Genomic DNA, 13822 nt, shown 5'->3' on the forward strand with positions numbered 1-13822 from the left:
GGAAGTAGGGGGAATATTTCTTCCCAATGACAACTGACTAATGACCAATGACTAATGACTAATGACTAATGACGCTAGAATAGGTCTTAAAGTGAAAATTCATTAATTCTAAATGTTTACCATTGACTTAAGCATCAGAAATACTGCTTTCCCCATATCAGTACAACGAAAGTCTACTGAAGATGCCGAAGCTGTTTACCAGCTAATTTTGGCGGCAATGCGTTCTGGAAATCCTGATATTGTGGAACTCAAGTGCGAAGGCAAAACAGAGAAAAAAATTGCTGTCCGTGCTAGTGAAATTTCGGGAGTCCAGATTATCCAAAAAGATAGTGCGGCGACAAGCACTGGTAGAGCGCCTGGCTTTGCTGCTTTTACTGCTGAATAACAAAAGGTATAAACATGACAGCAGTAGGCATTGAAGTTAATAATTTAAACTTCTTTTGGCCTAATGGGGAGCAAGTAATCAAATCTTGCTCTCTTCAAGTACCTAAAGGTGAGTTTTGGATGCTTCTGGGGACAAATGGCAGTGGTAAATCTACGCTTCTGAGATTAATAGCGGGTTTATTAGCTCCTCAATCTGGTGAGGTGACGATTTCACCTGCGGTTGGTTTTGTATTCCAAAATCCTGATCATCAATTGGTAATGCCAACAGTTGGTGTTGATGTGGCTTTTGGATTAGTGGCGGAAAAGTTACAACCTGCTATGGTGAAGGCTAGGGTTGAGGAAGCTTTGGGGGCGGTAAATTTATTGTCTCTACAGCGACGACCTATTTACGCGCTTTCTGGTGGACAAAAACAACGGGTAGCTATTGCTGGAGCGATCGCTCGTCATTGTGATGTTTTATTATTAGATGAACCTACTGCTTTACTAGATCCAGATAGTCAACTCGATTTAGTAGCTAGTGTGCGTAATCTCGTTAAAAGTCGTGGCATTACGGCATTATGGGTAACTCATCGCTTAGAAGAGTTAAATTACTGTGATGGTGCTTTTTTATTGGAAAAGGGTTGTTTAGTTGATTCCGGTGAAGCGGAACGTCTCAAACAGCGCTTAATTCAAGTACATCAATAGGTAGGGGCGCAGGGCCTGCGCCCAGTCAGGAGTCAGCAATACAATCGAGAGGGCGGGGAAACCCCGCCCCTACTGAGATTATTACAGTTAATTAATTATGAATGAAGCTTTATTTAGTGTTGAAAATCTCCGTGTAGCTTATCCTCGACGTGGTGAAGAAGTGGAAAGCTGGGCGGTTGATGATGTATCTTTTATTATTCAACCTGGGGAAAAAATGGGATTGGTGGGAGAGTCCGGTTGTGGAAAATCCACCATTGGCCGGGCAATTATGCGTTTATTGCCTAATTCCAGTCGTACAGAAGGATTAGTGAAATTTCAGGGACAATCTGTATTGGATTTGACACCATTGCAAATGCAAAAGTTTCGTGGTGAAGCAGTGGCTTTGATTTTTCAAGATCCCATGACTCGCCTTGACCCGTTGATGACAATTGGCAATCATTGTATTGAAACTTTACAAGCTCATGCACCGGAGTTATCCAAACAGCAAGCGAAAGAAAAGGCTTTAGCGACTTTGGAAAAGGTAAAAATTCCCGCTAGTCGTTGGAGTCAATATCCTCATGAGTTTAGTGGGGGAATGCGTCAACGGGTAGCTATTGCTTTAGCTTTGTTGTTGAGTCCTAAGTTAATTGTGGCTGATGAACCAACGACAAGTTTAGATGTGACTGTTTCTGCTCAAATTCTCCAAGAACTAACACGATTGTGTGGGGAAGAAAACATGGGATTGTTGTTAATTTCCCATGATTTAGCAATGGTAGGGGAATATTGCGATCGCATCGGAGTTATGTATCAAGGTAAAATGGTAGAAATGGGGAAAACGGCAACTGTATTTGCAAATCCCCAACATGAATATACTCAATCTCTATTAAAAGCAGCTTTACATATTCAAGCAGTTGACGAAGATGGGAATAATAGCCAATCACCAATCACCAATCACCAATCACCAATTCTCAAAATTACAGAACTCAAGCAACATTACACTATAGAACCGAATTTTATTGAACGGATATTTAAGGGAGAAGGACAAACCATTAAAGCTGTAGATGGAATTAACCTAGAATTGTATGCTGGGGAAATTTTAGGCTTAGTCGGAGAGTCCGGTTGTGGGAAAAGTACACTTTCGAGAACCATCTTACAATTGATTAGTCCCACATCGGGAAAAGTCGAATTTTTAGGACAGGAATTAACCAGTTTGTCCCGTCAAGAAATCCGTTCTTCTCGAAGACAAATCCAAATGATCTTTCAAGATCCTCATGCTTGTTTAAATCCAGCCATGACGGTAGGACAAAGTATAGCAGATCCTTTATTAATTCATAATTTAGCTAATACCCAAAAAGCCAAAGAACAGGTTTTATGGATGTTAGAAAAAGTGGGATTAACCCCAGCAGAATTATATTATCACCGTTATCCCGCCGATTTATCTGGAGGACAACAACAACGGGTAGCCATAGCCAGAGCTTTAATTACTCGTCCCAAACTGATAATATGTGATGAACCAGTGAGTATGTTAGATGCCAGCGTGCAAACACAAGTTTTGGATTTGATGTTACAACTCAAAGCAGAATTTGATTTAACCTATTTGTTTATTACCCATGATTTGTGGTTGGCAAGATTTTTGTGCGATCGCATCGCCGTCATGAATGGTGGTAAAATAGTAGAACTAGGACAGACTAAACAAATCTTTGCCCACCCCCAACATCCCTACACCCAAACCCTCCTCGCTGCTGCACCTCTCCTCGCAAAAGCTTAGTGTCAAGGAGTCAGGAGTCAGGAGAAAGAAAGAAGAAAGAAGCAATAAAATCACCAATCACCAATTACCAACTACCCATTACCAATTACCTATTACCCATTACCAAAGTAATAAATGTCTAAAAATCCACCCGCTAATTCTTATAAAAATAAAACCTATTCCCCAGACAAATGGCAAGAGAGAATAGCACAAATAGCATATCGTTTTAATCGCCAATATCAAAATCAGAAATTTGAATTACCCGACGAAGTTCAAGAAATGCCAATATATAAAGAATGGAAAAATGGCAGATTAAGTGAGAGAATAGTTTCACCATTTTGGGAAATTGCTCAACCTCAAAAAAACGAACATTGTTTAGATATTGGTTGTGGTGTCAGCTTTTTAATCTATCCTTGGAGAGATTGGCAAGCATTCTTTTATGGGCAAGAAATTAGTAATATTGCCAGAGATACTCTTAATTCTCGTGGTTCACAATTAAATTCAAAATTATTCAAAGGTGTAGAACTAGGACCATCCCACCATTTAAACTATCCTGAAAATCAATTTGATTTAATAATTGCCACAGGATTTAGCTGCTATTTTCCCCTAGAATATTGGCAAGCCGTTTTAACCGAAGTTAAACGAGTATTGAAACCAGGGGGACATTTTGTCTTTGATATTCTTAATTCCGAACAGCCTTTAGCAGAAGATTGGGCTGTGTTAGAAACTTACTTGGGTGCAGAGGTATTTCTCGAACCTGCTACAGAGTGGGAAAAAACCATTAAAGCTGGGGGTGCAAAAATAGTTAAAAAACAATTAGGAGAATTATTCGAGTTGTACAAAGTCCGGTTTTAAGATAAAATATCAAAATCTATAGCAGACCTAAATCTTTCAAACTGTTGCGTGTAATCTCGATTCTAGCTGGTAAATCATCTGGTTTATTGATATCAATATTTGTGGCAAAAAAATAGACATTTTTATTTTGTTCCACATAACCCACAAACCAACCTCTTTGGGGTTTACTACCAGTTAACCATCCCGTTTTAGCTCGCAGTGTATAATCGGGAGTTTGTTCACGCACCATGATATCTTTGACAAGATCCATTGTTCGTTTTGAAAAAGGTAAATTACCTTGATACAACCTTTGCAAAAAATCAATTTGTGCTTTGGGTGTAATTTTCAGAGGGACTTGCAGCCAAAAACGATCAATATCTGCGGAAGTACCAATCTGTCCGTTACCATAACCAACTTTATCAATCCATTGCTGCATTCGTTCATAGCCAACTTTCCGGGCAAGAACTTGATAAAACCAGACAGTTGAATTTTTGAAACCTTGACGTAAATTTGTATCTTGATTCCAACCCGGAAAATCTCGATAAATTCCATCCCAAGTCAAGATAGCCACATCATCAGCAATCACACCTGTTTCCAAAGCTGTCAAAGCGTTGAAAATTTTGAAAGTTGAAGCTGGAGTAAAAGCCGTGACATTTCGCTGAGGATTGTGTTCATAGGTGCGATTGTTTTTGGAATCATAAATTATGATTGATCCTGTTACCCCAAATTTTTGGAAATGTCGCCCTAAATCTGGAACTCTAACCTTGACTTTTGCTGAATCTGGAGATAACACAGGGGCTGTTTGTGCCTGAACATAGATTGACCCAAAGCTAATAGTGATTATAGCTGTAAATGCCAAACTGAGCGATCGCACAGAACTCAGCACCAGCGGTGAACACCAAATAGGAAACAAGATTTTTCTCCATTGAAATTTAAAGACAATCAACAGAAAATGATAAATTTTCCAGTGAGAGTGTATTATTTGGAAATATTTTACCAAGAATTTTGCCCAAATAGCCGCAATGATCATCCGCCATGCCGTAGAATCTGATTTACCCGCCATTGTCGCCATTTACAACGCTGCTGTCCCTAGCCGCATGGCTACTGCTGATTTAGAACCTGTGTCTGTAGAAAGTCGTTTAGCTTGGTTTCAAGGACGAGTCCCCTCACAACGTCCCCTATGGGTAGTAGAAAACGAAGGTGTAATTGCTGGATGGTTAAGTTTTCAATCATTCTACGGTAGACCGGCTTACCATTCTACTGCGGAAATTAGTATTTATATTTCCCCAAATTTTCAAGGACGTGGTTTGGGAAAACAACTTTTAGAAAAAGCCATTGAGGAAAGTCCCAATTTAGGTTTAAAGACTTTAGTTAGTTTTATTTTCGCCCACAATCAACCCAGTTTGAAGTTATTTGCCTGGTTTGGATTTCAAGCTTGGGGGAATTTACCGAAAATTGCTGATTTAGACGGAGTGGAACGAGATTTGATGATTTTGGGTCTGCGGGTGATATAGGAAAAATTCAGAATTTAGATTTAAAAATAGCTTACCATAAAGCTTTTCAATTCAAATAAATTAACCCAACCTTTCCCTCAGCCACAAAGCTAACAAAGGCATAGCTAACCGATAACCATGTTCAGCATCATAAATCAAACCCTTATGCTGTAACCCAGTTAACGCACCTTGCAGACTCCCACCCCGTGAAAGTCCATGCTTTTGAATATACTCCTTACTCTGAGGTTTATCAGTAGGATCAATAGCCAAAGATTCTAATAAATGTACCTGATTTGCTGGTAACAACATCAGCAAAGATTCATAAGTCATTGATAAATCTTTCAACAATCCTGCTATAGCTTTTTGAACATCTTCCTCCCGAATTAAACCATCTGCACAACGCGACGCAGATAACCGCCGAATAATCGCCATCCCATCGCCAATATGTCCCTGTACCGCCTCTAAAAATAGCTGTAAGGCTTGACTATGACAATCAAAAGTAAAACCTTCCGTGTGTAATATTTCCCTCGCCCACAAGGCTACAACGTCCTTAGCTAAAGGAGGTAACTGAATAGTTTCTATTGGATAATTAGTATCATCTGGATGTTGACTAGACTCAGCAATCGTAGCTATCAACACATAACTAACATGAGGATAAGCCTTAACTTCTTTTCTAAATGTAGTTTCCCATAAACCATGACGATCCCAAGAACGAATATGGGGAAAACTTTGTAAAATCAGTAATATTCTTTGATTTAAATCAACAGCCATTATTTCCAATAAGTCTAACAAATTAGCAAAAGCTTGCCATAATTGTTCTTGTTCCAAAGAAAGAATTAGTTTTAATTGACTTTCAGAATTAAAAGTAAAAAATTCCGAAGTATTTTCATTCAACCAATTTTGAATTTTTTCCGCTTCCCAGTTTTGACTAATCGCTTCCGCTAGTAATTGTACAAATCTCTCCGCTTCCGTAGCGCGAATACAGTCTATTTCCAAGATAACTGTATTCACCTCCTGTGCTGCACCTCTAACTAAAGTGCGTCTCCCACTACCAGGAACTCCAGTAATTAACAAATCACCATCTTTTGCCAGTATTTCAATAATCCGCTGAAATTCTACAGAACGCCCAATTAATTGTAAGGGAGTAGACAAATTTAAATTCACTTAGTTCTCGCTTTTACGTAATATATTATAATAACTATTAAGCTAAATTTAAAGGCAACTATGGTTAGTACAATCACTAAACCAAACAATATTACCCCAGAAAAGACCCTAGCAGAACAGCGAGTAGTTTTCCACAATATCAGTTGGCAAAATTATCAGCAAATTTTAGCAGCATTAGGGCAAAGTCGTTCTTCTCGACTTATCTATGATCAAGGGACATTAGAAATTACCATGCCATTAGAAGAACATGAAAGTGCTACCAGATTAATTGAACGATTCATCTGCATTTTGGTAGAAGAAATGGGTTTAAAAATTAAAACAATGGGTTCAACTACCTTAAATCGTGATGATTTACAAAGAAGTGCTGAACCTGATAACTGTTATTACATTCAAAATCAACCTCAAGTAGTTGGAAAAAAAGTTGATTTAAATGAAGATCCACCACCAGACTTGATTGTAGAAGTAGATATTACTCATACTGACATCAATAAACTTGCTTTTTATGCCAGTATGAAAGTACCAGAATTTTGGCGTTATAACGGTGAGATATTGCGAATTTATCAACTTCAAGATCATCAATATATTGAAGGAGAAAAAAGTCCCACATTTTCTATAATCACCAAAGCAAAACTTTATCAATTTTTGCAAGATTGCCAAATAGATGAAGTACAGGCTAGTAAATCTTTTCGTACTTGGGTACAACAGGAAATGCAGAATTGAGATATCCCCAAATAAACAGTAGGGGTGGGGTTTCCCCACCCTGGTAATCTGCCTAACTAGCTAACAGTGTCTTTTCCAAAGGAGTCCAGCGGAAAGTGCGATCGCCACCTCTCTCAATCACCACCTTAACCCTTGGTTCTAACTTAGGCAAATTCATCAAATACTCAACTTCCTGATCAGAAAGAATATATCCCTCAATAATCCACAACACCAACCCCTTCGACTTAGGAGGTAATTGTGCCAAATGGGAACTGATCATTGGTGGTAAATAATATACATCACCCACAGCCGCACCACTACTATTGCTTCTTTTACCTAAATGTGGTGGTCTGACACCATGAACTTGCGTCAGATAAGCAGCCACATCACCCAATCCTCTCGCAGTAATGTGGAGGCCAACATAGCCAGCAGCCCTTAATCGGCGCAGATACCGACCTTCATAGCCCCCCTCCAGAGGAACATAAACACCCAGCGCCCCAAATTTCTCCAAATTGCGGATGAAACCGTTGCCAGTGGTAATTAGTGCCATATATTTTCTTCCTATCCCACTTAGATATCTCTATTATTCACTCTCTAGTGGTAGATTAAGTTAAATGAACCTGCATATTTTCAACAATTTTGAAAATTCACAGCCGGAACATGGGTGATTTTCCCTACCCACATCTCAGCATCCCATAACAAAGCAAAAAAACACTAGACAAAAATTAAAGAATAGTTTATATTATTAGATTGTGACCGAATAGTATAATTAGATAGCCATCTTTCTTATTTAGACATTCTAGTTAGTCCTAGCATTTGAGTTTTTAGTTAGTTTCCCCAAAAGAATAAAACTGGCTCACTCCATAAGAGACTGCTAAACTAAAAAAGCTTTCAGGTCAAATAAAGAGCCAAAGTCATATTTAAGCTCCCACACCGAATCACTCCCGTAAATCCTAAAAAAATTAGGCAAAACCTTAAACAATAGTTTAGGGCATGAGAATAAGTAGTTCCTTAGCAATAATGTTGGTTTCATGGCATTATGTTAAGACTAAGGAAAAGGATACTGAGGGTCAATAACCACTTAAGTCCTGCTACAACGGTAGAGTGCCAAAGCAACTGCTTGGACGAAAGCATTGCTGCACAAAGCGCAAAGCCATCAAGCCTCGCATTGAATTCCAGAAGTAATACCTTCTCAATAGAGTAGGAAGTTATTCCTGTTATTGTGATTGAGTAAGTGAAAATAAACAAATTCACTAAAACAAAAGGGACAAAAACTGTTGCGTCGCCAAGAATTTGCACTGTCTAACGCCAGTCCAAATTTTAGAGGTAAAGTTTACACTCAAGCGACAGTAGCAAAGCCCGTCCCCATTCGACTTCCAGGTTTAGCTCAAAAAAATAAAACGAAAGGAGAACCAGTAACTGTGTCTGTAGGTATTCTCGGCACCAAACTGGGCATGACCCAAATCTTTGATGAAGCAGGAGTCTCCATTCCTGTTACCGTCATCAAAGCCGGTCCATGCACCGTTACGCAAGTTAAAACGAAACAGACCGACGGTTACTCTGCCATTCAAGTTGGTTATGGCGAAGTCAAACCCAAGGCACTGAACAAACCATTGTTGGGACATTTGGCTAAGTCATCCGCTCCAGCAGTCCGTCATCTAAATGAATATCGCACCGATAGCGCTGGTGATTATGCTTTAGGTCAAGAAATTAAAGCAGATATTTTTAGTGCAGGTGAAATGGTAGATGTAGTTGGTACGAGTATTGGTCGCGGTTTTGCCGGCAACCAAAAGCGGAACAACTTTGGTCGCGGTCCCATGTCACACGGTTCTAAGAACCATAGAGCGCCAGGTTCTATCGGTGCTGGTACAACCCCAGGTCGTGTTTATCCCGGTAAAAGGATGGCAGGACGTTTAGGCGGTACTCGTGTCACAATTCGCAAATTGACAGTAGTACGAGTAGATGCAGAACGCAACTTAATCCTCATTAAAGGAGCTATCCCTGGCAAACCAGGAGCTTTAGTAAGCGTCGTTCCTGCAACTATAGTTGGTAAAAAATAGTCATTTAGTCATTGGTCAGTAGTCATTAGTTAGTAGCAAAAATGCGGACAACTGACAACTGACAACCGGCAACTGACAAAAGACAACTGACAAAGGACACAAAGATGGTAGAGAGTGTAATTAAAAATTGGCAAGGAGAGCAAGTTGGAGAGACAAACTTCGACTTACGAGTTGCCAAAGAAACAACAGCGGCGCATATCGTACACCGCGCCCTAGTCAGACAAATGACCAATTCTCGTCAGGGAACTGCCAGCACCAAAACTCGTGCAGAAGTTCGTGGTGGTGGTCGTAAACCTTGGCGACAAAAAGGCACAGGTCGCGCCCGTGCTGGTTCTATCCGTTCACCATTGTGGCGTGGAGGCGGTGTGATCTTTGGACCAAAACCCAGAGACTTCGACCTAAAAATGAACCGCAAAGAACGCCGTTTGGCATTGCGGACAGCCTTTGTTAGTCGTGTTGAAGATTTAATTGTTGTTGAAGAATTTAGCAACGAATTACAGCGTCCTAAAACAAAGGATCTCGTAGCAGCATTAGCGAGATGGGGTGTTGCACCAGAACAAAAGTCACTATTAATTTTGTCTGAAATTGCAGAAAACGTGCTTTTATCGGCTCGCAATATCGAAAACTTAAAACTGATTCCTGCTGACCAGTTAAACGTCTACGATTTGCTCCATGCTGACAAAATTATCGTCACATCATCAACCCTAGAGAAGATCCAGGAGGTATACAGTGCCTAAAGTAGTTGCCACCCGTGATCTACCAGATTTAGTGCGTCGCCCCATTCTCACCGAAAAAGCGACCATGCTCATGGAACAAAACAAATATACATTTGAAGTAATTCCTAAAGCCACTAAGCCACAAATTAGAGCCGCAATTGAAGACCTATTTGCAGTTAAGGTCGTCAAAATCAATACCGCTAACCCACCACGCAAACAAAAGCGAGTAGGTAGATTTATTGGATACAAACCCCAATACAAGCGAGCTATTGTTACTGTTGCTCCTGGGGACGAAGAAAAAATCAGAAAAGTTCTCTTCCCAGAAGTCTAAAAATTTTAGATTTTAAATTTTAGATTTGAGATTGGGCTAATAAATCAAGAAAATGCCAAACAACAATTAAAAATCAGAAATTGAAATCAAAAAATTCTGACTCCGAAATCAAAAATCAAAACTCCAAAACTGAACTATGGGTACTCGTTCTTATCGCCCTTATACCCCCAGTACTCGCCAAGTTATCATCTCCGACTTTGCCGAAATTACGAAAACTGAGCCAGAAAAATCATTAACTGAATCAGTTCATCGTCCCAAAGGTCGGAACAATCAAGGGCGGATAACCAGCCGTCGTCGGGGTGGCGGACACAAACAACTTTACCGCATTATTGACTTTAAGCGAGATAAGCGGAATATACCTGCTACAGTTACAGCCATTGAATACGATCCTAACCGGAATGCGCGGATCGCTTTGTTGTTGTATGAAGATGGCGAAAAACGTTACATCTTGCAACCAAATGGCATGACAGTAGGGACAAAGATCATTGCTGGTCCTGAGTCACCTATCGAAGATGGTAATGCCTTACCTTTATCGAATATTCCCTTAGGTACTGGTGTTCACAACGTCGAAATGACCCCAGGTAAAGGTGGTCAAATTGTCCGTGCTGCTGGTGCAGTAGCACAAGTTGTTGCTAAAGAAGGCAACTATGTGACATTGAAGTTACCTTCAGGGGAAGTCCGGTTGATTCGGCGTGATTGCTACGCCACCATTGGACAAGTCGGTAATACAGACGCAAGAAACCTCAGTGCTGGTAAAGCTGGACGAAATCGCTGGAAAGGCCGTCGTCCCAAGGTTAGAGGTAGTGCCATGAACCCAGTAGATCACCCACATGGTGGTGGTGAGGGTAGAGCGCCTATCGGTAGATCCGGTCCTGTAACACCTTGGGGTAAACCTACGTTAGGTGCTAAGACACGTAAACGCAAAAAAGCCAGCACTAAGTTGATTATCCGTCGTCGCCGCAAATCCTCTAAACGTGGTCGTGGTGGCCGTCAGTCTTAGAATTTTAGATTTTAAATTTTGGATTTTAGATGGGAGGCTATTAATGGACATTAAATGTTCAACTAATTAATCCATAGATAATTTATCCAAAATCCAAAATCCGAAATCCAAAATAGGTAAATCCAAAATCCAAAATTGAACTATGGGTCGTTCTTTAAAAAAAGGTCCTTTTGTTGCTGACCATCTGCTCAAGAAAATTGAGAAGTTAAACGCAAAAGATGAAAAACAAGTGGTTAAAACTTGGTCGAGAGCTTCGACCATTTTGCCCTTGATGGTAGGTCATACTATCGCTGTTCATAATGGACGGCAGCACGTTCCTGTATTTGTCAATGAACAAATGGTAGGACATAAGTTAGGAGAATTTGCTCCTACCCGTACCTACAGAGGTCATGGCAAAAGTGACAAAAAATCAGGGAGATAGTCATTAGTCAGTAGTCAGTGGTCATTTAGTCCTCTTGCAACTGACAACCGCTGACAATAGACAACTGACAAACATAGAGTAAGTTATGAAAATGGCAACTGACACTACTGAAGTTAAGGCGATCGCCCGTTATATACGCATTTCTCCCTATAAAGTGCGCCGTGTACTTGACCAAATTCGCGGGCGTTCATACAGAGAAGCACTAATTATTCTCGAATTTATGCCCTATGGTGCTTGTGACCCCATCTTAAAGGTTCTCAGAAGTGCCGCAGCTAACGCAGAGCATAATGCTGGTTTGGACAGAGCCAGTTTGGTGATTAGTCAAGCCTATGCTGACCAAGGCCCAGTGCTAAAACGGTTTCAACCCAGAGCGCAAGGTCGAGCTTACCAAATTCGCAAACCAACGTGTCATATCACTGTTGCTGTTTCCGCTGGCGCTACTGCTGAGTAAACAGCCATATAGGCACAAAAAAATTGCGTACAGTAAGAAATTTTAGAGGAAGCTTTTGTGGGACAGAAAATTCATCCAGTCGGCTTTCGACTGGGTATAACTCAAGAACACCAATCCCGTTGGTTTGCAGAACCTGACCGTTATCCAGAACTTCTACAGGAAGACTACAAACTCCGTCAGTATATTGAACAAAAACTAGGTAGATACGCTCAAAATAACGCCGGTATTTCCGAAGTGAGAATTGAGCGCAAAGCTGATCAGATCGACCTAGAAGTTCGTACAGCTAGACCAGGTGTGGTTGTAGGTCGGGGTGGTCAAGGTATTGAATCATTGCGTCTTGGACTACAAGGAGCTTTGGGTGGTAATCGCCAAATCCGCATTAACGTTGTTGAAGTCCAACGAGTTGATGCTGATGCTTACCTGATTGCTGAATACATTGCTCAACAATTAGAACGTCGGGTTTCCTTCCGTCGAGTTGTGCGTCAAGCAATTCAACGCGCTCAAAGAGCAGGTGTCCAAGGAATCAAAGTTCAAGTCGGTGGTCGGCTCAACGGTGCAGAAATTGCCCGCTCTGAGTGGACTCGTGAAGGTCGAGTTCCTCTCCACACCTTACGCGCTGACATTGACTATTCTGGCTGCACAGCTAAGACAATTTACGGGATTCTCGGCATTAAAGTTTGGGTATTTAAAGGAGAAATTATTCCTGGTCAGGAACAAGCTCCCGCCCAACCCGCCAGAGAACGTGACCGTGACCGCGACCGGGGAGATCGGGACCGTGAACCTCGTCGTCGTCAACAACAACGTCGCCGTCAACAGTTTGAAGACCGCTCCAATGAATCCTAGTCAATGCTCAAGAGTCAGTGGCGAAAAAACTGACAACTGACAACTGACAACTGACAACCGACAACTGACAAATCATGTTAAGTCCTAGAAGAACTAAATTCCGCAAACAACAACGCGGACGCATGGAAGGTCTTGCCAGCCGAGGCAGTACCCTCAATTTTGGGGATTTTGGACTCCAAGCCCAAGAACCATCTTGGATTACCTCACGGCAAATCGAGGCTTCCCGTCGGGCAATGACTCGGTATATTCGCCGGGGTGGCAAAATCTGGATTCGGATTTTCCCTGACAAACCAATCACCATGCGTCCTGCTGAAACCCGGATGGGTTCTGGTAAAGGTAACCCAGAGTTTTGGGTAGCCGTAGTCAAACCAGGCCGGATCATGTTTGAAATTGGCGGCGTTACTGAAGAAATTGCCCGCGAAGCTATGCGATTGGCTGACGCTAAGTTACCAATTAAGACCAAATTTATTGTGCGCTCTCAACCACAGGAGCAGGAGTAGGTTATGCCTCTTCCCAAGATTGCGGAAGCTAGAGAATTAAATGACGAAAGACTGGCCGAGGAAATTGTCGCTGTTAAGAGACAATTGTTCCAGTTGCGCTTGCAAAAAGCCACAAGACAGCTAGAAAAGCCTCACCAGTTCAAACACGCACGCCATCGTCTCTCCCAATTGCTGACAGTAGAAGGAGAACGGAAACGGGCGGCAAGTCTTTCAGACCAAGAGCAAAAGTAGGAAATTATGGCAGTCAAAGAACGAGTTGGCTTGGTAGTGAGCGATAAAATGCAAAAAACTGTGGTAGTAGCCATAGAAAACCGCGCTCCTCACCCCAAGTACGGCAAAATCGTAGTTCAAACCCGCCGCTATAAAGTTCACGACGAAGAGAATACCTGTAAAACAGGCGATCGCGTGCGGATTCAAGAAACCAGACCCCTGAGCAAAACCAAGCGTTGGCAAGTTACAGAAATTCTGAACACCAAAGCTACATAGTAAACAGTTGTATTAACTTACAACGACCCC

The 13822-nt window shown here is 41.3% G+C and carries 19 protein-coding genes; 16 read left to right on the forward strand and 3 right to left on the reverse strand.

What is annotated here, in order from left to right:
* The first annotated feature begins 112 nt into the window (after positions 1-112).
* From FJR05_RS16500 to FJR05_RS16515, 4 genes are all read left to right on the forward strand, one after another.
* Positions 113-385 (forward strand): hypothetical protein, encoded by a 273-nt coding sequence (locus FJR05_RS16500; protein WP_168645109.1) that lies wholly within the window; start codon positions 113-115, stop codon positions 383-385.
* A gap of 14 nt (positions 386-399) precedes the next feature.
* Entirely contained in the window at positions 400-1068 is a 669-nt protein-coding gene (locus FJR05_RS16505; RefSeq protein WP_168645111.1) for an ABC transporter ATP-binding protein, read from the forward strand.
* A gap of 97 nt (positions 1069-1165) precedes the next feature.
* Positions 1166-2815 carry an ABC transporter ATP-binding protein gene (locus tag FJR05_RS16510; protein ID WP_168645113.1) on the forward strand — a complete coding sequence of 550 codons (1650 nt, stop codon included), beginning with the start codon at positions 1166-1168 and terminating at the stop codon, positions 2813-2815.
* 114 nt (positions 2816-2929) lie between these two features.
* Entirely contained in the window at positions 2930-3649 is a 720-nt protein-coding gene (locus FJR05_RS16515; protein ID WP_168645115.1) for a class I SAM-dependent methyltransferase, read from the forward strand.
* A gap of 16 nt (positions 3650-3665) precedes the next feature.
* Here FJR05_RS16515 and blaOXA read toward each other — a convergent pair whose 3' ends face one another.
* Complete coding sequence (gene blaOXA / locus FJR05_RS16520) at positions 3666-4541, reverse strand: class D beta-lactamase (protein ID WP_174783741.1); 876 nt, start codon at positions 4539-4541, stop codon at positions 3666-3668.
* Positions 4542-4650: 109 nt separating this feature from the next.
* On the opposite strand from blaOXA, the gene FJR05_RS16525 reads away from it, so the two are divergent.
* The gene (locus FJR05_RS16525) at positions 4651-5142 is read left to right on the forward strand and encodes a GNAT family N-acetyltransferase (RefSeq protein ID WP_168645117.1); all 492 of its coding nucleotides are present in this window, start codon (positions 4651-4653) and stop codon (positions 5140-5142) included.
* Between the two features lie 60 nt (positions 5143-5202).
* Here FJR05_RS16525 and FJR05_RS16530 read toward each other — a convergent pair whose 3' ends face one another.
* Positions 5203-6285, reverse strand: coding sequence for an ATP-binding protein (locus FJR05_RS16530; RefSeq protein WP_168645119.1), 1083 nt, complete (start codon positions 6283-6285; stop codon positions 5203-5205).
* Between the two features lie 60 nt (positions 6286-6345).
* On the opposite strand from FJR05_RS16530, the gene FJR05_RS16535 reads away from it, so the two are divergent.
* Positions 6346-7005: a Uma2 family endonuclease gene (locus tag FJR05_RS16535; protein WP_168645120.1), complete on the forward strand. Its 660-nt coding sequence runs from the start codon at positions 6346-6348 to the stop codon at positions 7003-7005.
* Between the two features lie 52 nt (positions 7006-7057).
* Here the strand turns inward: FJR05_RS16535 and FJR05_RS16540 are convergent, their stop codons facing one another.
* On the reverse strand, positions 7058-7534 hold the full coding sequence (locus tag FJR05_RS16540) for an NAD(P)H-quinone oxidoreductase subunit N (protein ID WP_168645126.1): 477 nt from the start codon (positions 7532-7534) through the stop codon (positions 7058-7060).
* Positions 7535-8405: 871 nt separating this feature from the next.
* Here FJR05_RS16540 and rplC point away from each other — a divergent pair.
* From rplC to rpsQ, 10 genes are all read left to right on the forward strand, one after another.
* Positions 8406-9044, forward strand: coding sequence for a 50S ribosomal protein L3 (rplC, locus tag FJR05_RS16545; RefSeq protein ID WP_168645147.1), 639 nt, complete (start codon positions 8406-8408; stop codon positions 9042-9044).
* 104 nt (positions 9045-9148) lie between these two features.
* The gene (gene rplD / locus FJR05_RS16550; RefSeq protein WP_168645128.1) at positions 9149-9781 is read left to right on the forward strand and encodes a 50S ribosomal protein L4; all 633 of its coding nucleotides are present in this window, start codon (positions 9149-9151) and stop codon (positions 9779-9781) included.
* Entirely contained in the window at positions 9774-10091 is a 318-nt protein-coding gene (locus tag FJR05_RS16555) for a 50S ribosomal protein L23 (protein ID WP_027402105.1), read from the forward strand. The genes rplD and FJR05_RS16555 overlap by 8 nt, the downstream gene beginning before the upstream one ends.
* 136 nt (positions 10092-10227) lie before the next feature.
* Positions 10228-11091 carry a 50S ribosomal protein L2 gene (rplB, locus tag FJR05_RS16560; protein ID WP_027402104.1) on the forward strand — a complete coding sequence of 288 codons (864 nt, stop codon included), beginning with the start codon at positions 10228-10230 and terminating at the stop codon, positions 11089-11091.
* Between the two features lie 142 nt (positions 11092-11233).
* Entirely contained in the window at positions 11234-11512 is a 279-nt protein-coding gene (gene rpsS / locus FJR05_RS16565; protein ID WP_027402103.1) for a 30S ribosomal protein S19, read from the forward strand.
* Positions 11513-11603: 91 nt separating this feature from the next.
* The gene (rplV, locus tag FJR05_RS16570; protein WP_027402102.1) at positions 11604-11963 is read left to right on the forward strand and encodes a 50S ribosomal protein L22; all 360 of its coding nucleotides are present in this window, start codon (positions 11604-11606) and stop codon (positions 11961-11963) included.
* Positions 11964-12020: 57 nt separating this feature from the next.
* The gene (gene rpsC, locus FJR05_RS16575; RefSeq protein WP_053538449.1) at positions 12021-12806 is read left to right on the forward strand and encodes a 30S ribosomal protein S3; all 786 of its coding nucleotides are present in this window, start codon (positions 12021-12023) and stop codon (positions 12804-12806) included.
* 74 nt (positions 12807-12880) lie between these two features.
* Positions 12881-13306 (forward strand): 50S ribosomal protein L16, encoded by a 426-nt coding sequence (gene rplP / locus FJR05_RS16580; protein WP_027402100.1) that lies wholly within the window; start codon positions 12881-12883, stop codon positions 13304-13306.
* Positions 13307-13309: 3 nt separating this feature from the next.
* Positions 13310-13537, forward strand: a complete 228-nt coding sequence (gene rpmC / locus FJR05_RS16585; protein WP_027402099.1) for a 50S ribosomal protein L29 — start codon at positions 13310-13312, stop codon at positions 13535-13537.
* A 6-nt stretch (positions 13538-13543) separates the two neighbouring features.
* Positions 13544-13792 carry a 30S ribosomal protein S17 gene (gene rpsQ / locus FJR05_RS16590; protein WP_096669292.1) on the forward strand — a complete coding sequence of 83 codons (249 nt, stop codon included), beginning with the start codon at positions 13544-13546 and terminating at the stop codon, positions 13790-13792.
* The last annotated feature ends 30 nt before the right edge of the window (positions 13793-13822 follow it).

This window comes from Dolichospermum sp. UHCC 0259, from assembly GCF_009711935.1.
In the GTDB taxonomy this organism is placed as follows: Bacteria; Cyanobacteriota; Cyanobacteriia; order Cyanobacteriales; family Nostocaceae; genus Dolichospermum.